This window comes from Dyadobacter flavalbus (assembly GCF_006149045.1).
GTDB classification, from domain to species: domain Bacteria; phylum Bacteroidota; class Bacteroidia; order Cytophagales; family Spirosomataceae; genus Dyadobacter; species Dyadobacter flavalbus.
This window is the reverse complement of sequence record NZ_VBSN01000032.1, coordinates 33,090-56,181: the sequence shown is the minus strand read 5'-3', so window position 1 is coordinate 56,181 and position 23,092 is coordinate 33,090. Positions and strand designations below refer to the sequence as shown.

The window sequence follows — 23,092 nt, the reverse complement described above, 5'->3', positions numbered from 1 at the left end:
TTCTTCTTTGAAGCGCTGAAAATCGAAGGATTCGTTTGTCTTCATCGTGTCTATAAGTTAAACTAATTTACTTATTTTTCCCCTTAATCAAACTAAGAGGTGACACAGTTCAATTTACAGTCTCAAATTATGCATTAACTTTACCTTTCAAAACTGGTAGGTAAAGATTAATCAGAATCTACTGGAATGATTAAAATGCCAGTGCTGATCCTGATAGCCAATTTTACCTTCAGGTTGATTAATTTAAACCGCTACACGGTAGATTGTGTAGAACTTTCACACACCATAACATAATTAGCTACGTACGTTTCCTATTAATTGACCGTATAGATATACTTGGCACTAATCAGCAGATATAAGGTTTTATCAGCCTTTGAGTCTTGGTAATTCTGCCGTATTAATTCTTTTACCTGGCTATTCTTAATTTTAACAGAGGCCATTTCAAGTATTTGAAATGAGGCCGTTTCGATACTTTCAATGCAATGAAGATAAAACAAGATCGACATATCCCTTAATTCCGGATTGCCACTATGCATTTTAATCTCACCGAAAGAATCCTCAATCAGGCCTTTTAGCCCTTTCGAATGAATCTTGGCATGCACAATGGTCAAAGCTTCATAGATCTTATCCATTCTTGCTATTTGCTGCTTAACTTCATCAATAGTATGATCCATTGCTTCTCGCAAATCCGAGAAGTGAGCATTGTTCATTAGTTTAGGGAGGTCTTCAACCAATAATGTTTTAGCAGTATAGATTTTGTTTAGGTAATGAAGAAAAAATTCTTCAAGATCAACCCTGGTCACATTAATTCCGTCATGTTCTCGCATAGCTCATTTAATAAGATATTTGTTTACCATTATCTGCAGCTTTAGCATGTTTAATGGTTTGGCCAGATAAGTGTTTGCATTGCAAAGTTTAGCCATTTTTGCCAGATTTGGTTCACCGGAGATTAAAATTACGGGAATGTCTTGCGTGGCTAGGTTGCTTTTTAATTCTCTGCAAATTGCTGCTCCTGACATGGGTGAGCCTTTTAGTGTCACATCAAGCAAAATCAAGTTTGGCTTAAGCACGATAATATCGGCCACTTCAAGTGCTCTATTAGAGATTGTTACGTCATAACCAGAGTTACGAAAAACGATACTGAAAAGTTCTATCATGTCACCATCATCCTCCACTATTAAAATTCTCTTCATGGCATAGAACTGGATTAAGAAATCTATGGGTGGAAAATTACTGTGCCAATAATCTTTGTTTGTGGCATAGTTTATTTGTACGAATGAAAGGCATGTTTGCAGTAAATTCCACCACTTTTGAAGTGCCTATTTTATGAAGAAGAGAATACTGATCATTGAAGACGATCAAGACATTTTGGAACTTTTGAAAATCGTTTTCCGTGATTCAGGGCACGAGGCCATTTTTTCCCAGACAGCATTAGATAAAGACCATATCAGTGTCCTACATCCCGACTTAATTTTACTGGACGTGAGAATAAAAGGGGCTGCCAAAGGAGCGGAACTTTGCAAGGAGTTGAAAGCCGACCCCAAAAATGAAAAACTTCCAATCGTTTTATGCTCAGGTGAGTACAATTTACCCAAAATTGCTCGTGAATGCAATGCTGACATGTACCTGACAAAGCCATACGATATGATGGTTCTGCTATTTCAGGTAAACCGGTATCTTTCATAGGATACTTAAAAAAATTACATTAAGTTGGAACGCATTAATACGTTTTTTACTTTACCCAAATGTGTCTTGGCCCCTGAACAGTTGGACAAAATTGCAAAACAGCCGGTTTGTCCTTTAGGTAGCATTTTAGTAAGAAATGATAACTTGTTACTAGTTAACCAAAACCGAGTAATCTAACATCTCGCCCAAGAGCTAGACCTAAGCACCGATTCATAGCTCCTTTTGCTTACTTGTATTGACTCGAATAAAAATATGGGTTTAAGGCTCATTACAGTGTTTGCCGGGCCAGTAAATAGTCTGTAAGTGCATAGGCCAGTTTGCGAGGGGGCAATATTTCATCCGGGCTGTCTTTTAAAATAGCAGACACAGGCATACCATCAAACAAGGCAGTGCCTGGATCCTGTACAAGTACAACACCGCCATGCTCATGGATACGCACAGCTCCATTGGCACCATCAGAGCCCGTACCGGAAAGAATGACCCCGACTGCCATGGCTGCCGAATTATCGGCCAGGGAGTTAAAAAAAACATCTATTGCCCAGTTACTTTTGTCTTGCGGGTTCCGGTCGCGGGTTTGCAAATAGCCATTGTGTATGGTCATCAGCTTGTTGGGCGCTAACAGGTAGATATGATTGGCTTCGACAAGGTCCTGATCTGCAGCCCAGCTAACGGGTAGGTTGGTATTAGGCTCAAGCAAAACGTCTGCAAGACTTTGATGGTCGCGGCTCAGGTGCTGTAAAATGATGAAAGCAGCATTAGGCAGTTTGGGCAGATAAGAAAAGAAATCATACAGGTCCTGTCTCCCACCGGCCGAAAAGCCGATCGCTACGATAAACAGTTTTTTAGGATTGCCCATGGAAATTAATAAATAAAGTTTCAAAGCGCTGCTTTGCAAAATACCCTTTTATCCTAAAAATTACAAGGCTGCTGAAAGTAATGTGGTTGAACACGCACGGATCAACAAATATGGCCTGACAAGACCAGATAAATAGAAGGTCTTTTCTGATTACGTATGAACAGCAACTTTAATAATCTGGGGGATAAGCTCAGAATGAAAAGTAAGGACTGATATAAATTGTTTATTGCTGAAATGTTGCTAACTTACATCTAATCAGTTTAATCTGAGTTTCTTCTCCGCCCTGTTCAGAGCTATCCGGTCTAGCCACTCCTGGACAGCAAACATTGGAACATCCACAGCAAGCCTCGTATTACATTGAAGTATCTTATAAATTCTCCCGGGAATACTTCCTTTTGCTGGAAAATCGGCTAATAACTTTAAAGATCAAAAACAAGCTTATAATGGAGAAATTAGCAGTTGTGCAACAATGGCAAGACAGCTTGAGAGACCGCATCAACAGTCTGTGGTTCTGATTTGAAAAAGCTGTTGTAATTGTATCCTTCAAGTATGCCGGCCTCATTGTAACGGTATTTTAATGCATTCCTCATTTCTATGCTTTACCTCCCCCCGCGCGCTACATTTACTGTATATATTCTTTCCTATTTACTTCTGAGAAGCTGTATCTTAGATTTTAGTATTTTTTCGTAAATACTACCGATTAATTTCTGTGGTTTGACCCATAGATAATATCTATTATCATCATGAACCAATGAAATAGGATTGGTTTACGAAATTCAAATAGTGTTGTGATAAGCCAATTCTCGGTTATTGGGATAGTTGAGCAAGATTCATCCTGTGGGATACAGACAACTAACTTAAAACTTTTCCCGGCTATTACTTCAAAGAAATACTGGTTCCAATCGGCATGAATTTTTAGAAGCCCACCCAATTTTTGTAATTACGACTTCTAAATGAAAAATTTTCCATCTGTTGTGATCGAAATCAGGCGTTTTATCGCACAATCCAGAGAATACAGAAAGCAGCTACTTGAAAACAGCAATAAGTTAAAGGAAGCAGTAAGGCTGTCCTGGTACATTATCAATGAGATAAGAAACCAGCGAATGAAGTAAACATTTGGAGTTTCTTGTATCCCCGTGGATTTTGGCATGATAAGTAAATGAGACATCGTAGTACTGGAATAACGATTGATTGTACGCTTTCAAAATTAAGACTAACCTCATTCCATATTATCTGCCGAAGGATCGGCTGAAGGATTGTCCTGACTGTACCATTTGCTGCACTGGTTTTAACCGCAGTGATTCATAGCGTGACAAAGCTGATACAGGATCATAAAGGCCAGACTGTTGGAGAATACAATCCGTTAACGTAGCAGCATCTAGTAGGGATGCGTTAAATCCGGCAGCGCTTATGGGAGTAAGCACGTGGGCAGCGTCGCCGGTTATGGCTATACGTTTGTTGACAAGTTGGTTAGGAACATATTCTGATACAGGTATTGCTGTTAGGGCGCGTGTTTGAATACTATGAAGCGTTGCTGCCAACCAGGGCTGTGGCCATCTTTCTCTGGCTTGATCTGCTAATTCGGTCAGTGTATGCCCGGGAATGTCTGTTCCGATTAATGAATGATGCACAAGTGAACCTCTAACGCAGCCCAGTTCACGTAGCAAGTGATTACGTGTGTTATCATACCATGCCCAACCCAATCTTCTTTCTCCACGCTTACGGGAGCCACCTGCACCCTGGATGACAGAACCAAGCAAGAAATCACCTATACCATCGGGCATACTGACGGCCATATCGGCATCAGGCCAATATTTCTCAGCAATATCCTGTTCGTTTAATATAGCTACCCAGATCATATAACCTGCGAAGGTAGCATTGGGCTTTTGTGGTGCTACCATTCTACGAACTATACTGCGGTGCCCGTCAGCACCAATCACGATATCACCACTGAATATTTTACCTGTATCAGTAACCACCCAAGCCATTTCATCATTCTGGTCAGCACCCCTTATGGGGGTATCATAGATTAATTCAATACGGGCATCATCAAGTGCTGCTGCATGAAGCCGGGATTGTATAGAAGACCAGGCCTGAGCCGACCGCAATCCACCCGAAGCGAGCTTTCTTAATGATTTTGCCGTGGCAGAATTGTCCCTCTCGCCACTATCTACCTGAAGTACCGCGCCACTTCGTGGCTTGGTACCAACCCGCTCCAAAATAGTAACCTTCATCCCAGCCTTTGCAAGCGCAATCCCCATCATCAAACCAGCCAGGGATGCGCCAACTACAACGACAGACATATCGCTTTTTACAACTTGCTTATTCATTTGCTCCAATGACTTTATGATGGAAAGCTCACACCGCTTATCAGCTCACACAGGTGAAGGAATTGTTCCTGGATGCTAACATCATTTGATTTTGATAAATAATTCTCCGGGCGCTTATGATGAAAATAGCGGCCGCTTACCAGCGCTTTGGCCTCATTGCTTGCCGCAAGCCAAACTTGTGTTTGATACCCTTTTTCCAAATCATCAGGTGCACCCGCGCCGCCCATCCTGGTGGGCACCCAACCCGGATCTACGGCGTTGGAATAAACTTTTGACCATTTCCGGGCAACAGCCTTTGCCAAAATAAGGTTGTGCAGCTTAGAATCTGAATATGAAACCCTGGGCTTGGCTGCCGCTAAACCCTTGAAAGTAGGGTCACCTTGCAAATGCATGCCTGAGCTTAAATAGATCAGTCTTTCGGGCTTGTACATCAAACTGGTCAAAATGTAGGGCGCAATGGTATTCACAGCAAGCAGCAAGGGCAGACCATCAACACTTAGGTCCAGATTCGATACCTGGTACAGTCCTGCGTTATGAATAACAGCATCAAAGCGGCCCATATCATTGAGCTGGGCTGCCAGATTTTTTGTTTCAGCTATGCTCGACAAATCAGCGGTCAATACGGTTTGAGCGCCATTGATTTGAGTCAATGCATCCTGGCCACGCTTTTGATTACGTGCGTGTAAAACTACCTGATGGCCCTGGTTGATCAGTGCGGTTGCGGCCAATTTACCTAAACCGTCAGCTGATCCGGTGATGAATATTCTCGTCATATTTTTATTATAACTTTCTTGATGCGGGCAGTGCTCTTGTCCTAATTGATCATTCTAAATATGAATTCTCAAGACCTTAATCGTTACCTCTATTGTGCTAGCCCTTCTGCCAGAATAATTGTACTTGTTGTTGCTGAAATACGAAATTGTCTTGCCGCTGTATACTCCGGGGAATTGTAAAACCGCTCAGCATCCGAAGCAGTTGCAAACTCCATTAACGCGATGATTGCTTCTGATTTACCTTCAACTATTTTTGGATTGGCGTCAAATAGAATAACTTTTCCATTGAACTTTGCTGCCAGGTGCCCTCCCGCTTCCACATATTTCTGAAAGGTGGCCTGATCATGAATGGTAAATGTGGCAATGAGATAGCCTTTGGCCGGTGATTGGTTTTCCATACGTGTTGTTTGTTAATTTTAGCGTTTGTGGTTGAAGGCAGATCTGGTAAATGCAAACTGAGCTTAGGCCACTGGCTGGCGGTAATTAATTATTGCCAGGTCCATTACAATTACTTCTTGATTCTATTACTTCGGCTAGTACCTTGTCAGCTGTATCTGCCTGCTGTTTTCCGATCTTACCTCGTATGATATCAAATACCTGCTCTAATTGCTGTGGGGTGACCCCAACGTTTAAAGCTCCCCCGATGTGTGAGCGCACAAAGGGATCCTGCACGCTTGCTAGTGAAGATACCGTCACAATTTCGCGGTCTGTATAACTTAAAATATCCCTGTCGAAAATATCTGCAAACAGGTGTTCTTTTAAGAATACGTCGATCAGTGGATTAAAGGCAAATAAGGTTTTTAATTGCTCAGCACTCATGGCTGTTACGATCATCTGGGCTTCCTCGCCCCTTTCGTAGGTTGTAGTATCTTCTACAACAGGTGTACTTTCCCGGCCCTGCTGATCTTTGATGCCGTTGGCTTGCCTTTCTGCGACGACTTCTTTGAACAAATGTATGCCCCGGATACTTGGTGGGAAGCCCACATAAGCATACAAATGCGCCAACACTTCATTGATTTCATTAATCGTCAAACCTGCATTCAGGGCTTCATTTAAAGCCACTCTCAGATTCGCCACATCGCTTTTAGAGGTGAAGGCCGATATATTTACCAGATGCTGCTGCCTGGAATCGAGTTTTTGATTTGAATTTTCCATGATACTATTTTTAAAGGCCCCGCTGATAGCGGAGCCTTCATTTTTAATTAGCGGTTGATGCTTTTTTGCATGGCTGCCGGGTAACGGTCGCCGACAATTTTGATTTGGGCGGCAGTCTCTTCAATCTCTTTCAGGTCTGCAGCAGATAATTCAACGTCAACACCACCAAGGTTTTCTTCCAAACGGTGGACTTTGGTCGTTCCCGGAATTGGAACAATCCAAGGTTTTTGTGCCAAAACCCAGCCGATTGCGATCTGTGCAGGGGTTGCATCCTTATCTTTGGCAATCTTACCAATCAGATCGATCAGGGCCTGGTTGGCTTCAATGGCTTCCTTTTGAAAGCGTGGAAAATTTCCGCGTACATCCTTGTCAGAGAATACAGTATCTTCTGTGATCTTGCCCGTTAAAAAGCCTTTACCAAGCGGGCTAAACGGCACAAAGCCAATACCCAATTCCTCTAGCGTAGGTATGATCGTCTCTTCCGGCTCTCTCCACCATAAAGAGAATTCACTTTGCAAAGCGCTCAAAGGTTGAACAGCATGGGCCTTGCGGATAGAATCTGCGCCTGCCTCGCACATACCAAAATATTTTACTTTACCTTCTTGAATTAACTCCCTGACAGTACCAGCGACATCTTCCATTGGAACATTCACATCGACACGGTGCTGATAATAAAGGTCAATAGCATCCCTTTTTAGGCGTTTTAATGAACCTTCAATGCTCTTTCTGATCGTATCAGGATGGCTATCCATGGTCTGTTTCCCATCTTGTATTGTAATACCGAACTTGGTGGCGATTTTAACCTCGTGGCCGAATGGGGCCAAAGCCTCTCCAATCAGCTCTTCATTGGCAAAGGGGCCATACACTTCTGCCGTATCAAACAAGCTCACTCCTTTTTCGACGGCATGACGGATCAATTTGATCATATCATCTTTATCTGCGGCAGGGCCATAGCCAAAGCTCATTCCCATACAACCCAGGCCAACGGCTGAAACTTCTAAACCCTGACTTCCTAATTTTCTAATTTTCATAGTGATTGCTTTTAAATGTTATTTGATCTGTTTATGATGAATTTTTGCTTAATTATTAAAACGGTGCCCACTCAGGAATTTAACTCTGACGGGATCATGGTGATCGAAAATCTGGTTGTCTTGTGCAAATGGGCTCCAGGATTCGATTTGAATGTTACTTTCTTTCAAATATTACTGTCCTTCAACTTGTTGCCAGTACGGGTGTGTTTCAATTTGATTTACCGCTGGAACAATCTCATGATGTACCATTAGGTCGGCCAATCGGTCGGGATAAAAGTTACTCACCCCAATGGCCCTGATTTTCCCTTCCTTGTAGAGTTCTTCCATTGCTTTCCAGGAACCATAAATATCACCGAATGGCTGATGGATCAGGTAAAGGTCCAGATAGTCCAGTTGTAATTTTTTCAATGATTTGGCAAACGCCTCTTTTGTGCTTTCATATCCTGCATCCTGAACCCAAAGTTTGGTAGTTATAAAAAGCTCCTGACGCTCAACACCGCTTTTCTTTATACCCCTGCCAACTGCTTCTTCGTTCTCGTAGGCTGCGGCGGTATCAATCAGCCGATAACCGGCGTTGATTGCTTCGTATACACTTTTTTCACACTGTTGTGGGTCAGACACCCGGAATACGCCTAATCCCAGGATGGGCATCTGAACTCCATTATTTAATCTGACTGTTTTCATAATTGTTTCTTGCTTGCTTGTTTGACGAATACAAAGGTCTGACTAAAAGCAAAGGGTTTTTTTAGACAATCAAACCGAAAAGTATAATAATCAAATCACCTTTGAATTCACCATTTAAAAAACGCGTACATAAAAACAAGCATACACGCTCAGCAATTTAGATTTGATTATGTTAACTTTGTATCATGAACGAGAAAGTAGCTGAACTGGCAGCATATCCAATAGGTGACCTGCAATTAAAAGGCTTTAAAGCCTACGAAGTAGAAACCAAGGTGCATCCGATCCCAATTTATGGTCGCAGGGATTTTTATAAGGTATGCCTGATCAGCGGCCATACTTTACTGAATTATGCAGACCGAAGTATTGATATAGATGACACTTTCCTGTTTTTTGGAAACCCCCATATCCCATATTCTTCGCATATCCAATCTGAAATGATGACAGGCTATGCCTGCCTGTTCTCAGAAGAGTTTTTAAAACTCAGTGACCGTCCGGGCAGCCACCATGAATCACCTTTATTCAAACTGGCAAACTCTCCGGTGGTGGCTGTTAGCGAGCAGCAAACAGCGTTTCTGATCATGATATTTCAAAAAATACTGGCAGAACAAGAATCAGATTATGCGCATAAGGACGACCTGGTTCGCAGTTACTTACATCTTATTATACAGGAGGCACTTAAAATGAACCCGCAGGATCATTTGGTGAAGAACAAAAATGCGGCTTCCCGGGTGGCATTCTTTTTTCTGGAACTATTAGAGCGCCAGTTCCCAATTGAAAGCATCAATGACCCCATCAAAATCAGGACTGCGCAGCAATTTGCCAGCCAATTGAATGTTCACGTAAACTACCTGAACAAATCCGTTAAAGAGATTACTGGTAAACCCACGACCGTTCATATTGCCGAACGCATCGCAACGGAAGCCAAAGCATTACTCCAACACACAGAATGGAGTATAGCTGAAATTGCATACGCCCTGGGGTTTGAATATCCGACATACTTTAATAATCATTTTAAAAAAATAACCGGGGCTGTCCCCAAGTCCTTCAGGACAAAAAACGCAGTAACAGCACAAGTTTGATTATTATACTTTTTGATTTGATTACATTCAAAACCATCCAGATTGATGATTTAATTTTGTGATGTTAAACAGACATCTCAAAGATCAAATCAAAAATAATCAAATGGAAAATAATCAAATGGAAACTCAGGTTTTAATAGGAAAAGTAGCCCTGGTTACAGGAGGTAATTCAGGGATCGGTTTCGGCGCGGCTAAATCACTGATAGAGGCCGGTGCATTCGTTTATATTACCGCTCGCAGGCAGCAGCAGTTGGATGAAGCATTGGCTCAGCTTGGTCAAAACGCAAGGGCCATACGGGCAGATGTAACCAGCAAGAAAGAAATGGAAGACGTAGCGGCGATCATCAAAACTGAAAAAGGATCTCTGGATATTGTTTTCGCTAATGCAGGAGGCGGTAACCCTGTTCCACTACGAGAAGTTACCGAAGAGTATCTGGACAAGACCTACAATGTCAATGTGAAAGGTGTAGTCTTTACAGTCCAAAGCATGTTACCTATCCTGAATGATGGCAGCTCAATTATTCTGAATGCCTCCATTACTGCCTACATGGGGCTTGAAGGCTTCGGTATATATGCTGCCACCAAGGCCGCTGTGCGTTCATTTGCAAGAAGCTGGACCACAGATTTAAAAGACAGAGGGATTAGGGTGAACGCCCTGAGCCCTGGGGTGGTCCCCACAGAAGGCTATCGTACCGAGCAAGGAATGTCAGAGCAGCAGGTCCAGGATTATGTTGACCGTGTGACCACCGAAATACCGGCTGGACGTGTGGGTACGAGCCAGGACATGGGAAATGCTGTTGTATTTCTGGCCTCCGAAGCCAGCAGCTTTATCACAGGGATTGAATTGACCGTAGATGGTGGACAGACAATGGTTTATGCAGGGAAAAATTAAGTTTTAGTACTAGTACACAGATGCCCGGCGCTTACAGACCGGGCATTCGTGTACTAGTAGCAACAGTTTGTTGATCAAGCAAAGAAGTTATCCAGAAGGGATCAAATAAATACAAAAGCACTTGACCTACTTCTTAGTGACACTAGCAACATTTGTACCTGCAAAGGCTTTTGTCTTTCTCGCTCTGTCCCTACGAATCTCTATAACTTCTCTTGTTATCAAACCTTACAATTGATTAGAATACAAATTACATTAAAACCCGACATAAGCCTTTGTTAAATGAACTATAAACCAAGTAAGTGACTCATTAAAAGTGCTTTAAGTTCTCCGACTAAATTCCGGGCATTAACATATAAAACCACGGTTTTCACGAACCATGATTAAAAACAAAATTGTAAATAAATGTTACTTCTTTGCGAAACCTACCAGCTGCCGGATGGATGCAATTTTAGGGAATTAGCAATTGATGCTTTACCAACTTTAAGGCTTCCTTCATCAAAAGACAGATATCTAGCTGTGAGTTGTACCAAAAAACCTTACATGTAGTATTCTCGACAGCCAAAATCTCTCATATAATAAGTATTTCGTCTAGCTCTTTGGACTTGTTATAGTTAAGTATCAAGCAATAAAAGTTTCCTTTAACTCATTGTCCTCTCACATAAAGCAAATTCATTTTCGTATTTCCTTAAAAGGTTTAACTTGGAAATAAGACAAAGAATCCTTGAAGAACAATTCTGTTTCTAGGATCTAGAGACTGTTTTCTGTTGAAAATGGTTTACTTTTTCTTGAATTGACGGCGTATCACTTTTAAAGCTTTTTCTTCGGTTTTGTACGAAGATTTTTCTTCTTTTCTTCTTTCATTTCTTCCAGTCCTCGTGTTCCAAACTCATTTTCATAACCAGATGCGTTGCGCTTCACTTCTACTGCAATTTTCCCACGAGACTTAGCTGAATCAGCTTCAACTTGTCCTGCATTATTGCTGGTTAGCAGCCTTTCAATTGCAAAGTCTAATCCTGCGCTTCCTGCACTGCTGGAAGTTTCAGGGGTAGATTTGTTCGGTTTGTCAATCAGTGGTTTTTCGATTTCAGGTTTGACCGTAGATTTCGTAAATGGAGAACCGTGTCCGAGATCGTCCCAGGTTCCTTTATTTAAATTACTCTTGATGACAGCATATTTAAACTCAGGATCAAGCTGCGCTCCTGTGATCATTTTTAAGTTCCGGATTGGCAACTCAGCATTATTTTCATCCGGGATACTGAAATTCTTAGTGAAGAGAATACTTGTAAAAGGCTTTCCAGACTTTTTGTTGATCATGTCTTTCGTTTGAACGCCATAACCTTCTCGGTTTAAAGCGGCTATAAAATCAGGGAATGTTTTAGAAACAGGCGCTGTACTTTTAACCAATTGTTTCAATTTATCCTTTTCAGTGGTCTTTGGATTATCTATACCAAACTTATCATCAGGTAAGTAGCTTCCAGTTATTCTTTTTTCAAGATTGAGTTTGGAATATGCTCGTCCCAGATCAGACCCTTTGATAACAACACCTGACGACTTCTGAATAAAGGTAATGCCGTTGCCCCTTTTGGTCTTAAAACCCTTTTGTAAAAGCTTCACACATAAGGATTCCAAGTCTTCTGATTCGGGGATCATCTGATCTAAATGGTTTCTCAATTGGGCATGGATTGGGTTGCTTTTTCGTTCTGTTTTGCCATCAATCAATAAGCTGTCCATTTGTTTGGTGGATTGAAGGCCATACTTGTTCTCCATCTTTCTGGAAAAATGGCCCATATCCAAGAAATCATAACTGGTTGAAACCGTATTCTTGCCCAGCTCATTGATCTTGTTTGCTATAATATGGATGTGCTCATGTTCTTTGTCAACATGCTTATAAACAGCAAGTCCATTCTCTTTCAGTCCAAATTCCTTTGCATAATCCTTCACGATATTTTGCAGGACTTCATTGGATGGGCTTTCACCGGGTGGGAAAGAAAAGCTAATATGCGCAACAGGGCTTTTTGTGCGGGTGTTTTGGTCAGCGACAGCATGTAGTTCATCAGCGATGTAATTAAGGTCTATGTCAGGACCATACAATTCCAATGCATTGATGTTTTGAAAATAAACCAGCTCACCCCGGATTTTCAAATTCCCGTTTTCATCAACGCTTCTTCGATCATATTTACAATAGATCAAAGCGTTCAAAAAATCACCACCCGATTTGCCAATTTTTCCAATCATTTTAACTCACTCGTAAGATTATACATATCAGTAAAAGGCAGCAGCTTTTCCTTGATTTTTTGCAGCAGTAGATCAACCTCGACCACAGGTTCTGAGCCTCTATCGAGCTTATTGACCAATTTTTCAATTTTGGTAAATAAGGAAACAATACTGGCAATCAGGCTTTGGCTGAGTACCATTTCATTGATCGAAAAGTCAGCCCGTTGAACCATCCGTTTAAGACCAGCCGCCATCTCCCGAAATTCATCCGAGATCACAGTGTCCGATGATGTATTTTTTGCAAGCAAAAGAACACTTCCTGCCATACGAAGAATGTTGCTCATTTCAGCTTTGACATCTTCCGGAATTGGCCGGCGCAATATCTTTGATTCCCGGTTAAGCAGTTTCTCTCTGCAAAAAACAGTAAAGTCAACTGGGTACCCTTCATGTTCAGCTTTCAACTTAGCGATCTCATCAGGCGTTAGCATCAGCGTTACTTTTACTCTCACCTGGTTGGCGGCCAGCTTAGGTCTGCCTGCTTTTTTGACTCTTTCTTTCTTTTCCATTTTTCTACAATGAGCCGTAGGGCGAATTGACTCCCACAGGGCAAGCGGTTTTCAGACGGGGGAAATGAAACGTAGAGTGATTTTTGCCGGGTGAAAACATAGCTTGCTATTACGATTCTAAAAAGTGTAAGCAAAAGTACCTTAAAAAATGTCTTCGATTAATACCTCTTGTAATAAAATATCCTTCTCGAAATAGAAACCGACTCGAAAATTGAACAAAAATAAGTAATGAAGCTAGTCAGATTGATCAAACTCTTTTTCGCATAATAAACAATGATACATGCCGGTACTTTACAAGTACTATGCATGTACTTTAATTTAGGCAGAAGAAAAATTTACTCGCGATATTCTTCAAAATGCGTAGATGCACGTACTATACGTGTACTATGCATGTATCATGCGTGTACTTAAATTATAAAAGATTAAATTATTGAACTATTCTAATAGCATAAAATAAAAAAATTTTGATATATAAATTCGCAACAGTTAGGAAAAATCAAAAGAACCAAATTAGAAATAGAAACTTTTAAGTCTTTTGTCCAAACCCAAATAATTCCACTCATAGATATTATGAAGTAAACTAGTCACAAGCAAAGGAAAAAGTAAAATTGTGGGGAGATGTATTGGACATTAATTTTTCCATATGGCAAACTACTTCTCGAAGTAACATTGTAGTGGCCGTAATATGATTGTTTTACTATTTAACAACGCGAACATACCCTAGTAAAATTCTACTAGCTTAGTTTGCCGGTCTCCAATTATGTAACTGCAAAAGCTATGTGCGATTATGTGAATTTCGACTTTTCATAATGAGTTTTTTTTACAAATGGGCGAGAAGAAGGTGTTAACAAACCAAGTATTTAGTTTTGGCTTTCTTAAGGGCTGTAAACCATAATCGCTAAGATTCGGATCTGTATTACAGGCGTATTTCCCCAGCCAATGGTTATAAGCAAAAGGGATAGCAGAGATAAATTCAAACCGGGTCGCCTGTAAGCCGCTTGAGAAATGTAGATGGCAAGGAAACTGCTATAATCAAATTACTTCTATTTTAGTAAATTATTGTTTCTATTTTACTTTTGGCCTAAATAGGGAATTGTGACCGTTTGACATATCAACTGTTTTGTGTTACATACCAAGCATTGAAATCCCACTTACTTAACTGATCTTCCAGTATGTCAGATGGTGGAGCGTACATGTCCTTTGTAGTGCCTACTGTGCAATTGATCTTGGAGAAATATGCTAGCAGTGCTTCTTCCATCTGACAACCACCCTTACCATATTGTGACCAAATAGCAACGAAGGCAAAATGGTGATCTTGTAATAATTTAATTGCCTGATTTATCATTCCGGTACCATTAAGAATTAAATAACTCTGTGATGCCGGGTTGATAGAATTTTGTTTTTTACTGTTCCAAGTAAGGTAAGTGTAAAAATCGGGCATGCCTTCGAAAATATGCAGAGTACCATTTGCAGAGCCTTTTACTGTTGATGGGAAAAAGCTTACAGCTTTCGTTCCAACTGTAACTTTCTCATATCCCCTACCCCGATCAAATCGGACTTCAAAGCCGCCTTCATTGTTACGTATGCCAAAGCCGGTATAGGATTTTTTAACGTCATTTCTAGCGTTAAATTTAACGTCTTTAATGTATGGCATGATAGCATCTGGGCTTATGCATCTGCTAAGTAGATATTGTGCTTCCTTGGACATTCCGCGGCCAACATAAGCATGAAAATTACTTACCGTGATTAACTCGTAAAAAGGTGATTCTTGGTTAATTTGCTTATACTCTTGCTTAGTGATAGGCATGATGTGTTTATTGCCCATAATGCGCTCAATATAACTTAGAACTTCCGAAACATTACGTAGATCACCAAATCTCATGGCCAGCTCAATTATACTTCCTCCCCTACCCTCTCCGTGATCATACCAAGCAAATCGATCATGACTTAGTACGAAACTGGGAGTATTCTCTTCTCTATAAGGTGCATGGTACCACTTTCGTCCTTCTGATACTTTGGCACATGCAAAACCAAGGTTTTGAAGAAATTCGTCAAGTAGAATAGACTTTGCTTCACTTACATTCATTTTAAATGAATTTAATCTTACTGCTTAATTTTTGCGCAATTTAATAAATAACACAACTAATTATTTAGTTGTCAATCACTTCTTTCCTCATTAGCAAAATAAGTTTTGCACAATTTTTTTGCTTAATAATAGAAAAAATTTAATTGTTTTTATATAAAGGGTTGTGGGACAAAATCACGGTGGTATTTACGACAAAATCACGGTCGCTTTTGCGACAAAATCACGGTGCGTAACTGCCTTTTACACAGGGTTTTCCACATACTTATCCACATTTATAGTCATTTAGACCGTGATTTTATCGTAAAAATACTATGTAACACATTGAATATCAGTAAATTAACAGCTCATAAATGCCAATACCGTGATTTACTCGCACTTTTGCGTACAATACGTTGATTACAAGTTAGTTAATGAATATTCCTAATTGTTTTGGTATAGGTGTTGGGCTATTGTAAAGCATTAGTCCTTTGGTACCTTTTTGTTCAATCCGAGCATCAGTATACAGGCATCTAACAAGATCCCAGGTTTTCTTGAAATTTGTCCTAAAATCAGTCATCCGAGTGTATTCCCCGCCAAACTGATCTTTTAGTGTTTTCCATGCTAGAAATTGCGGTTTACCCTTAGGTATGCGATGTAAACGGTGCGCAAGGAAACAATACAGGTCAATAGCCGTTGCGTTATTGCTCAGGGCTGCAAGGTGCAACTTCGGCAACGGTACAGCATGTTCGACCAGATTTGTGAAATATTGCTCTGACAGCTCAATCTGCTCAGGCCAACGCTGCTGGTTCTCCGACCCCTTGAAAACTGTAAATCGACTTACAATTGGCATGTTGGTGTTATCTTGCCACTCTGCACCATCAAAAGATAACCGCATGATGGAATTAGATAGCCTGGCTATTTGATCGCGTACAGCACTTATTTGGCTTCCTCCGTCCGTCATTCCTATTTCCTTCACAAACTGCGTTAGATTGTTGCTAGAGACGTCTATAATGCGACTCTGGCTTTGTACGGCAATGGCATTCAAGTTTGCAAGAATAATGCGTGCCTTGGTGCCGTATGGCAGACCCAGATATTCCTGTTTATGCGTAGCTGGATTGATTACTGGCAAAGGTATTACTGTCATAGTAAATTTGCCGCTGTCTGTTTCCCACACCTCATGTGGTGTCAATGGCTCACGCCGTGGCAAAAACACTTGACACATAGCGGCAGCTTGAAATAGTATTTCACGATCATCCGGTTCTTCCTGGAAAGCATCATATATTAGCTTTGACCGTCGTACAGCCACCTTAGATGTTCCATCAGGCTTTGGTTTAGGAGTTTTTTTTGCACCCATTTAGCATTAATTTTAACGTTAAAAATAATGTTTTAAATAACGTCTTTATTGTATGCTGTATTTCCGGCGCTCACGTTCAATCTTTTCCTGTACAGCTTCAATAACCCAATCGTGGACAGAAATAGTGATTTTACGGCTGCGACTTTTAGCTGGACGCCTGTCTCGTAGCTCTTTAATCATTTCCATTTCGTCAACTGTCATAATTAACTTAATGCTTTTTGTGGAATTTGGATCCAGAGGTTTATCAATGCTCTCGACTGTGGTTTTTCCACCTTTGTTTATAATAGCATTAATTTGTTGTTCAGAAACCTTTTTTTTAGGCGGTGATAGGGATATTGACATGGCTTATGCGTTTAAAGAGTTCTGTAATTTCATTAATGGCTTTGGCATCTGACTTCTCCCCCATTTCAAATACGGTCAATCCGGATGCACCTGCATTTGGGTATGCCTTTCGGTTCTTTATTGCGCAATCAACAAAAGTCATTTGCTCTAAACCTGCCAAAGCTTCTGCTGACTCTCTATTATCTAAACTTGTAATATCAGCACGGTTTAAAAATGTGTATGCAGTTAAAGGCGTAGCACGACCTGACTGTATCTCGTCCAAAATTTCCGTGAATTTTGCTAATGTCCAAATATCATGGCTGCGCGGCTGAACTGGGACGATTGCCACGTCAGCTACAAACAATGCAGCTCTCTGGCTAGTTGTATCACGGCCTCCCGTGTCAATTACAATATGGTCATATTTTGACTTCATTGTTTCAACTTGTTTACGAAGGTTTGCACCCACAAGTTGCACCAGTGTATAGCCTACGTTTCCATCTAGGGTCTGCTCTCTCCAAGCAGTAAAATCGCTCGCTGTACCCTGCTCATCTGCATCAATTAGCAGCACGTCAAAATCTTGCTTGGATAGCCACACGGTAAAATGTTCAGCGATTGTGCTGCGACCACTTCCACCTTTTTCTCCTGCGGTAGTGAATATCATTAGACGTTAGTTTAAACATGAAATTTAGCGCCAAAATATATGTTAATTTGTAAATCGCAAAACATGTTACAAATAATGTTTTTATCAATGTTATTTTCAACGCTATAATTAACGTTATTTTTCACACTAAAATAGCGCTAAAATTAACATTAATTATTACATCAAAACAAATCTTATATTAACGTTAACTATAATGCTAAAAAATACTATTTATAAACGTTAATTATAGCGCTAAATTAAACGCTTAAATTAACGTTAAAAAATAAGACAACGCAAGTATTTACTTTATATTAATAGGTTGATTATCAGAATTTATATATTATTATTAAGATATAATTAACCATATTTAAAATCTTAATTTTCCAAAAAGTAATTATTAAAAATAAATAGATTTAGAAATATTAAAGCTTTGGTAAATAGCAAATATAATAATTAATGCAAAGCAATGAATTGAGGAAAGTGATGCTTAATTTTTAGGAATTATCCTTTTAGAGGATAAGAAGCTTTTACAAATTAAAAGTAGTTGCTAAAACCGGTATAACTGGGTTGTCTTAGATCTTTCCAAAATATGTCATATTGCAGGCTTAACGATGCCTCCACGGTATACAAAAGTCTATAATCCATTATTAGTTAATCAAGAACTTTTCCTTGAAGGCTGAATGTACTAAAACTTACTTCTTACCTAATTTCCCATACAATTTCAAGATGTTCAACATAGGGTAGGAGGGGATAAAGGAAATATCAACCAACTGGTTGTATAGCATTGCACTTTTCGCTTCTTAGGGTTCAATATTGATAATTCATCAAAGGTCTAATCCCAAGTATCAAATGAGACAAAGCGATATTCCATTGTGAAGGAACTAGCTTGCAATGAGTGCCCGGATATATCTAGTAAACATTAGCATTTACGACATTTACTGGGTAAGTAGGAGGGGATAAATGTCTGCCTTACTGACATTTATTTGGGTGCTAAAATACAGCCTGTATAAGACCACATTTTTTGACTCAATGCTGCACTTCTCTGGAAGCTCATGTTGGATCTACTTTTTCTTCAATTTCTATTAATTGAGTTCATTATCCGAATGTGTTTCAAACAGTTTTAAATACCTATAAAAGTTAGCATTGTTAATCCCCAATGAAAGTATATATAACCTCGTAATCTGGATCATGCTTTTCTAGCAACAATCAAAACGTTTTATGAGAAAAAATAAAGGGGTACTTTTTAACCAGAATCGTTTATATTAAAATTATTCAGGTTTAAAGTAGCTATTGGAAGAAATTTAAGGGGATGAGGTGAGGATTTTCGACTTGGCTGAAAGTTTACTTATCTTTTTGGCACGGACATGTAGTGGTACTTAACAATTCGACTAATCTTATTCAGCTATGATGTCTCTAGCTTTGTTGGTATAAGTCATATTAACAATGGTCAGCCTTAGGAAAAAACAATGGGAGGTGCCCGAAAGTGCTGCTGCTTTCCAAGAATTCAGGTAAATCCTCTGTTTTCATAACTGCAAATCTATGCAGCACTGCACTGATCACAAACTCACTGGGAGATCGTAAATAGACCTTTTGGTCTGGTGTTTTAGCAATACAAAATATAGTCTGCTTTGGAAATTTTGTGACATAGTCATGAATTTCCGCCCAATCACCTTCAATAATGTATGTATCCATTGATTAATCTACTTAAAAATCATAGCTGACTTTGGATTATGTAAAATATGTTCCTAAAAATTTTTATTAATTAAAACAGGCAAATGGTTTAATTCCATTTTAGGATATTTCACACCTTTTAATTAACCTGTATATAGCCTTTCCATCAAATTGCTTGTGCCTGCGCGTCAGGTAATGGGTTTCATTGAGCTTCTCTGCAATCTGGGCATAAGTCATATTTTTACTCCTATATAATACGGCGAGTTCTGTAGCCTGCACATTGGCCTTATTCGTTAAAGCATTTTGTGTCCGTATCTGCTGCCCTGTACGTATAGCCTCTAAGGTTAAGTTCTCCGGCTTGCCAAGTTTAAATCCTTGTAATTTCTTTTGGGACAGTGCGGCTTTGGTTCGTTCGGATGTACGCTCGGCTTCATACTGTGCAAAGGTCACCATCATTCCAACGGATAAGGTATTAGCATCCGGCAGATCGCAGGCGACAAAGTTGACGCCCGTATCTCGAAGTGTCATTACGAAAGCAACGTTCCTGCTGAGGCGGTCCAGTTTGGCAATTAACAATTTTGCCTGATTTTTCTGACAGGCCAGAATGGCATCCTGAAGTTTGGGACGATCACTTTTTTTGCCAGATTCAATTTCCGTAAATTCCAGAATTATTTTGTCACCTTCCCGAAGGTAGCGATTGACGATAGACATTTGATCTCCTAACCCTAGTCCGGATTTACCCTGTCCTTTAGTAGAGACTCTGTAATAGCAGACGTAATTCATGCGATTCTAATACTAATTTATCAAATGTAAAGTTTTATGGCATATAAAAAACGCTCGTTTATTAAATGCCATAAAATAGAATCAAATCAATATTGTTATATCTAAATTGAAATTATACTATATTCATAATATATAATTTTCTTATATATTAATTTTTGTTAACCTTATATTAAGTAAGAAAATTTGACTTGTAACTTTTGTATCCATAAAGGCTTCTTATTGATTTTCTATTAATTTAAACTTTGCTTGTGATAGGGGAGCTACTTTATCAACTTCTATTTATTAATTACCTGATTCCTTTTTTGGATGAGTAAGATTTGTACTTAGGCAGAAGAATACTTTTTAAACTACGGATCTTGCCCCGCTACTTGCGTTACAAAATCTTACATGTAGTATTACCGACAACCGAAATCATTCACATTGCAAGTATTCAGTTCAGCATCTACTAGAAGAATTCAAAGTATATGGTAAGGATTTCTGAACTGAGTGGAGGGTTACTTACCTTTGCGTTTTGATCAGTAGAGGTCTCCAACAAACAATCCATTTTTTTATTTTCAACTGTTCAGTTTCGTGTGAATAGATCATCAATTATATAAAATCCAATTAATTACTGTACTAAGAAAGGAAGCCTACCCTTTAAGTCCAAAATAGAATGATTATATTCCGCCAAAATAGTTTAATAATATATACATTTGGCGTAATATAATTTTTTATAATACGCCAAATTGTTAATCTCTTTATAGCTTTGTAATAAAAAAACAAAGCAAATGGAACTAGTCACCGGGCGAGTTGAAGAAAAGCTACTTTTAAATAAAATTGAAAAATCAGGAGAAGCGGAGCTGGTTGCAATATTTGGCCGGAGGCGGGTGGGAAAAACGTTTCTAGTAAGAAACGGTTTCACTAAAAGAATTTCCTTTGAGTTTTCCGGAATTCACCATGCAACCTTAAGCCAGCAACTGGAAAACTTCAGCATGGCACTAACCAATGCGGCTGGCGGATTACCAATTGCTAAACCGGAAAGCTGGTTAAAAGCTTTTGAAATGCTTAAACAACTACTGGATCCATTATTAAACAAAGACAGAACAATTGTGTTCTTTGACGAATTCCCATGGATTGATACTCCTCGCTCGGGCTTTCTGCCAGCATTTGAGAACTTTTGGAATAGCTGGGCCTCACAGAAGAAAAACCTTATTCTTATTATTTGCGGATCAGCTGCATCCTGGATGATCAAGAAGGTCATTAATAATAGGGGAGGATTGCACAACCGGGTAACCAGACGAATACGGCTCCTTCCCTTTACCATCGGAGAAACATCAGAATACCTACGGCAACGCAAAGTCAGGTTAGACAAATACCAGTTGTTACAAATATATATGGCAATGGGCGGCATACCACAATATCTTAAAGAGATTGAACCGGGTGAAAGTGCTGCCCAGATCATAGACAGGCTATGTTTTACCAAAGACGGCTTGTTATTTGATGAATTCAGAAATCTATATCATTCCCTCTTTGATAGTGCCCAAAACCATATAGATATTGTACGTGCATTAGCAAAAAAAGGCAAAGGCATGAGCCGCAATGAACTCATTGATGCATGTAACCTGACATCCGGAGGCTATGCTACCCAACTGCTGAGTGAGCTAACGGAATCCGGCTTTATTAGCACATACATTCCATTTGGTAAAACCATCAAAGATGCCCTTTTCAAGCTCACAGATGAATATTCTTTGTTTTATTTAAAGTTTATAGAAGGAAGTAAAGCCACTGGACCGGGAACCTGGCTAAGATTTACACCCGGCAACTCATGGAAAAGCTGGAGTGGAAATGCCTTTGAAAGTATATGCATGAAGCATATTTCCCAGATTAAAAAGGGCATTGGAATCGCTGACGTATATACGGAAGTATCAGTCTGGCGTCACCAACCAAAAGAAAAGACAGAAAAAGGAGCTCAGATTGACCTACTTATTGATCGGAATGACGCATGCATCAATATTTGTGAGATGAAGTTCTCTGAATATCCATTTGAGATTGGTAAGGCATACGCAACAGAGCTGGAAAGTAAACTTACCGTGTTTCAGCAGCAGACAAAAACCAGAAAAACCCTTTTTTTGACAATGATGACAACCTATGGGGTAAAAAATAGCTTGAACTATCCAGGACTGGTTCAAAAAGAACTAACCATGGACGTCCTTTTCAATTAATCAAAGCCTTTAACAGGATACTCCAAAATGGTGCTTTATGTTATTCTGGAAGAATGTACTGGCTAATCTTGAACAATAACATTCCAGCATTAAGTCTTAGTCCTATAAATAATAAAATAGTAAACAGTAATTACATTTAAAATTCATCCAGCATTCAAGCTAAGTATATTTTTATTTCCTTGATTTAAGGATACATGTTTTCGTACAAACAGACCGGAAAATATCTATATAAATACAATAAACAATTTTACTTCTTTTGATTGGAACGTCCATCCACAACTAATTATTCCAACCAGGCTCTTCAGGAGTTTTGGCATTGCTTCAAAGCGGGTGATCAGCAGGCTTTAGATGAAATTGCAGCCTGGCACTACCGCTTTTATTACTAATATCTTCGTAATAGATTCATATCAATAAAATACAACAATTATCTATTTGAAAACAATCTTTACTTAAAATAACCATATTTTAAATTTGTTTTATAACTATCATTATGTTAAATAGATTAACTGTTTGTAATGAATTCATACCTATTACATTTACTGGATAAATCATTTTCCATCCTTCTTGCTTACTACAATTAAAACTTTGTGTCAAAAGCTTCAATCCTTAAATAGCCAAGTTGTAAACCATATACAAAACTGCATAGAAGTAGCAATTAAATAAAATAGGTCATGTGCTATATTCCTAAATTGTCTGAAAATTTGGGACACTTACAGGCGGGAGATCAGAGGGTATTTTAGCCTAATACCGTGTTTGCTCCAACTGACTAATTAGCCCAGGTTAGTCAGTAA

General features: G+C 39.4%; 22 protein-coding genes. 5 read left to right on the top strand and 17 right to left on the bottom strand.

Going from position 1 to position 23,092, the window contains the following annotated elements; genetic code table 11:
• Positions 1-314 precede the first annotated feature (314 nt).
• Entirely contained in the window at positions 315-827 is a 513-nt protein-coding gene (locus FEM33_RS10880) for a DUF892 family protein (RefSeq protein WP_139012058.1), read from the bottom strand.
• Positions 828-830: 3 nt separating this feature from the next.
• Positions 831-1,193, bottom strand: a complete 363-nt coding sequence (locus FEM33_RS10875; RefSeq protein ID WP_139012057.1) for a response regulator — start codon at positions 1,191-1,193, stop codon at positions 831-833.
• A 133-nt stretch (positions 1,194-1,326) separates the two neighbouring features.
• Between FEM33_RS10875 and FEM33_RS10870 the strand changes: the two genes are divergently transcribed.
• Positions 1,327-1,686 (top strand): response regulator transcription factor, encoded by a 360-nt coding sequence (locus tag FEM33_RS10870; protein WP_139012056.1) that lies wholly within the window; start codon positions 1,327-1,329, stop codon positions 1,684-1,686.
• Between the two features lie 268 nt (positions 1,687-1,954).
• On the opposite strand, the gene FEM33_RS10865 is transcribed toward FEM33_RS10870, so the two are convergent.
• Positions 1,955-2,581 carry a chemotaxis protein CheB gene (locus FEM33_RS10865; RefSeq protein ID WP_138279389.1) on the bottom strand — a complete coding sequence of 209 codons (627 nt, stop codon included), beginning with the start codon at positions 2,579-2,581 and terminating at the stop codon, positions 1,955-1,957.
• Between the two features lie 914 nt (positions 2,582-3,495).
• Between FEM33_RS10865 and FEM33_RS26335 the strand changes: the two genes are divergently transcribed.
• Positions 3,496-3,654: a hypothetical protein gene (locus FEM33_RS26335; protein ID WP_161597103.1), complete on the top strand. Its 159-nt coding sequence runs from the start codon at positions 3,496-3,498 to the stop codon at positions 3,652-3,654.
• A gap of 117 nt (positions 3,655-3,771) precedes the next feature.
• On the opposite strand, the gene FEM33_RS10860 is transcribed toward FEM33_RS26335, so the two are convergent.
• The 6 genes from FEM33_RS10860 to FEM33_RS10835 form a co-directional block, all read right to left on the bottom strand.
• Positions 3,772-4,872, bottom strand: coding sequence for an FAD-dependent monooxygenase (locus tag FEM33_RS10860; RefSeq protein WP_138279390.1), 1,101 nt, complete (start codon positions 4,870-4,872; stop codon positions 3,772-3,774).
• A 14-nt stretch (positions 4,873-4,886) separates the two neighbouring features.
• Positions 4,887-5,645 carry an SDR family NAD(P)-dependent oxidoreductase gene (locus FEM33_RS10855; protein WP_138279391.1) on the bottom strand — a complete coding sequence of 253 codons (759 nt, stop codon included), beginning with the start codon at positions 5,643-5,645 and terminating at the stop codon, positions 4,887-4,889.
• Between the two features lie 89 nt (positions 5,646-5,734).
• Entirely contained in the window at positions 5,735-6,043 is a 309-nt protein-coding gene (locus tag FEM33_RS10850; RefSeq protein WP_138279392.1) for a DUF1330 domain-containing protein, read from the bottom strand.
• Positions 6,044-6,128: 85 nt separating this feature from the next.
• Positions 6,129-6,803, bottom strand: a complete 675-nt coding sequence (locus FEM33_RS10845) for a carboxymuconolactone decarboxylase family protein (protein ID WP_374756425.1) — start codon at positions 6,801-6,803, stop codon at positions 6,129-6,131.
• 44 nt (positions 6,804-6,847) lie between these two features.
• Positions 6,848-7,831 carry an aldo/keto reductase gene (locus FEM33_RS10840; RefSeq protein WP_138279394.1) on the bottom strand — a complete coding sequence of 328 codons (984 nt, stop codon included), beginning with the start codon at positions 7,829-7,831 and terminating at the stop codon, positions 6,848-6,850.
• Positions 7,832-8,002: 171 nt separating this feature from the next.
• Positions 8,003-8,515 carry an aldo/keto reductase gene (locus FEM33_RS10835; RefSeq protein WP_138279395.1) on the bottom strand — a complete coding sequence of 171 codons (513 nt, stop codon included), beginning with the start codon at positions 8,513-8,515 and terminating at the stop codon, positions 8,003-8,005.
• A 185-nt stretch (positions 8,516-8,700) separates the two neighbouring features.
• On the opposite strand from FEM33_RS10835, the gene FEM33_RS10830 reads away from it, so the two are divergent.
• Complete coding sequence (locus tag FEM33_RS10830; RefSeq protein ID WP_138279396.1) at positions 8,701-9,594, top strand: helix-turn-helix domain-containing protein; 894 nt, start codon at positions 8,701-8,703, stop codon at positions 9,592-9,594.
• Positions 9,595-9,697: 103 nt separating this feature from the next.
• Positions 9,698-10,486, top strand: coding sequence for an SDR family oxidoreductase (locus FEM33_RS10825; protein ID WP_201747731.1), 789 nt, complete (start codon positions 9,698-9,700; stop codon positions 10,484-10,486).
• A gap of 807 nt (positions 10,487-11,293) precedes the next feature.
• Here FEM33_RS10825 and FEM33_RS10820 read toward each other — a convergent pair.
• The 8 genes from FEM33_RS10820 to FEM33_RS10785 form a co-directional block, all read right to left on the bottom strand.
• On the bottom strand, positions 11,294-12,721 hold the full coding sequence (locus FEM33_RS10820; RefSeq protein WP_138279397.1) for a relaxase/mobilization nuclease domain-containing protein: 1,428 nt from the start codon (positions 12,719-12,721) through the stop codon (positions 11,294-11,296).
• On the bottom strand, positions 12,718-13,266 hold the full coding sequence (locus FEM33_RS10815; protein WP_138279398.1) for a hypothetical protein: 549 nt from the start codon (positions 13,264-13,266) through the stop codon (positions 12,718-12,720). Before FEM33_RS10815 ends, FEM33_RS10820 begins: the two co-directional genes overlap by 4 nt.
• Positions 13,267-14,377: 1,111 nt before the next feature.
• Positions 14,378-15,352: a DUF8464 domain-containing protein gene (locus tag FEM33_RS10810; protein WP_138279399.1), complete on the bottom strand. Its 975-nt coding sequence runs from the start codon at positions 15,350-15,352 to the stop codon at positions 14,378-14,380.
• A gap of 403 nt (positions 15,353-15,755) precedes the next feature.
• A complete protein-coding gene (locus FEM33_RS10805; RefSeq protein ID WP_138279400.1) occupies positions 15,756-16,685 on the bottom strand; it encodes a replication protein RepA in 930 nt (309 codons plus the stop codon).
• Positions 16,686-16,730: 45 nt separating this feature from the next.
• A complete protein-coding gene (locus tag FEM33_RS10800; RefSeq protein ID WP_138279401.1) occupies positions 16,731-17,027 on the bottom strand; it encodes a hypothetical protein in 297 nt (98 codons plus the stop codon).
• The gene (locus FEM33_RS10795; protein ID WP_138279402.1) at positions 17,002-17,667 is read right to left on the bottom strand and encodes an AAA family ATPase; all 666 of its coding nucleotides are present in this window, start codon (positions 17,665-17,667) and stop codon (positions 17,002-17,004) included. Before FEM33_RS10795 ends, FEM33_RS10800 begins: the two co-directional genes overlap by 26 nt.
• Before the next feature lie 1,416 nt (positions 17,668-19,083).
• Positions 19,084-19,338: a hypothetical protein gene (locus FEM33_RS10790; protein WP_138279403.1), complete on the bottom strand. Its 255-nt coding sequence runs from the start codon at positions 19,336-19,338 to the stop codon at positions 19,084-19,086.
• 99 nt (positions 19,339-19,437) lie between these two features.
• Positions 19,438-20,100 carry a recombinase family protein gene (locus FEM33_RS10785; RefSeq protein ID WP_138279404.1) on the bottom strand — a complete coding sequence of 221 codons (663 nt, stop codon included), beginning with the start codon at positions 20,098-20,100 and terminating at the stop codon, positions 19,438-19,440.
• Between the two features lie 767 nt (positions 20,101-20,867).
• Between FEM33_RS10785 and FEM33_RS10780 the strand changes: the two genes are divergently transcribed.
• A complete protein-coding gene (locus FEM33_RS10780; protein WP_138279405.1) occupies positions 20,868-22,301 on the top strand; it encodes an AAA family ATPase in 1,434 nt (477 codons plus the stop codon).
• Positions 22,302-23,092: the final 791 nt, after the last annotated feature.

Bases quoted from the DNA above. Each gene is read 5' to 3' on its own strand.
- FEM33_RS10880 (WP_139012058.1), bottom strand. From the start codon at position 827: ATGCGAGAACATGACGGAATTAATGTGACCAGGGTTGATCTTGAAGAA.
- FEM33_RS26335 (WP_161597103.1), top strand. From the start codon at position 3,496: ATGAAAAATTTTCCATCTGTTGTGATCGAAATCAGGCGTTTTATCGCA.
- FEM33_RS10825 (WP_201747731.1), top strand. From the start codon at position 9,698: ATGGAAAATAATCAAATGGAAACTCAGGTTTTAATAGGAAAAGTAGCC.
- FEM33_RS10800 (WP_138279401.1), bottom strand. From the start codon at position 17,027: ATGTCAATATCCCTATCACCGCCTAAAAAAAAGGTTTCTGAACAACAA.
- FEM33_RS10860 (WP_138279390.1), bottom strand. From the start codon at position 4,872: ATGAATAAGCAAGTTGTAAAAAGCGATATGTCTGTCGTTGTAGTTGGC.
- FEM33_RS10785 (WP_138279404.1), bottom strand. From the start codon at position 20,100: ATGAATTACGTCTGCTATTACAGAGTCTCTACTAAAGGACAGGGTAAA.
- FEM33_RS10805 (WP_138279400.1), bottom strand. From the start codon at position 16,685: ATGGGTGCAAAAAAAACTCCTAAACCAAAGCCTGATGGAACATCTAAG.
- FEM33_RS10855 (WP_138279391.1), bottom strand. From the start codon at position 5,645: ATGACGAGAATATTCATCACCGGATCAGCTGACGGTTTAGGTAAATTG.
- FEM33_RS10835 (WP_138279395.1), bottom strand. From the start codon at position 8,515: ATGAAAACAGTCAGATTAAATAATGGAGTTCAGATGCCCATCCTGGGA.
- FEM33_RS10840 (WP_138279394.1), bottom strand. From the start codon at position 7,831: ATGAAAATTAGAAAATTAGGAAGTCAGGGTTTAGAAGTTTCAGCCGTT.
- FEM33_RS10820 (WP_138279397.1), bottom strand. From the start codon at position 12,721: ATGATTGGAAAAATTGGCAAATCGGGTGGTGATTTTTTGAACGCTTTG.
- FEM33_RS10875 (WP_139012057.1), bottom strand. From the start codon at position 1,193: ATGAAGAGAATTTTAATAGTGGAGGATGATGGTGACATGATAGAACTT.
- FEM33_RS10850 (WP_138279392.1), bottom strand. From the start codon at position 6,043: ATGGAAAACCAATCACCGGCCAAAGGCTATCTCATTGCCACATTTACC.
- FEM33_RS10780 (WP_138279405.1), top strand. From the start codon at position 20,868: ATGGAACTAGTCACCGGGCGAGTTGAAGAAAAGCTACTTTTAAATAAA.
- FEM33_RS10790 (WP_138279403.1), bottom strand. From the start codon at position 19,338: ATGGATACATACATTATTGAAGGTGATTGGGCGGAAATTCATGACTAT.
- FEM33_RS10815 (WP_138279398.1), bottom strand. From the start codon at position 13,266: ATGGAAAAGAAAGAAAGAGTCAAAAAAGCAGGCAGACCTAAGCTGGCC.
- FEM33_RS10795 (WP_138279402.1), bottom strand. From the start codon at position 17,667: ATGATATTCACTACCGCAGGAGAAAAAGGTGGAAGTGGTCGCAGCACA.
- FEM33_RS10830 (WP_138279396.1), top strand. From the start codon at position 8,701: ATGAACGAGAAAGTAGCTGAACTGGCAGCATATCCAATAGGTGACCTG.
- FEM33_RS10810 (WP_138279399.1), bottom strand. From the start codon at position 15,352: ATGAATGTAAGTGAAGCAAAGTCTATTCTACTTGACGAATTTCTTCAA.
- FEM33_RS10870 (WP_139012056.1), top strand. From the start codon at position 1,327: ATGAAGAAGAGAATACTGATCATTGAAGACGATCAAGACATTTTGGAA.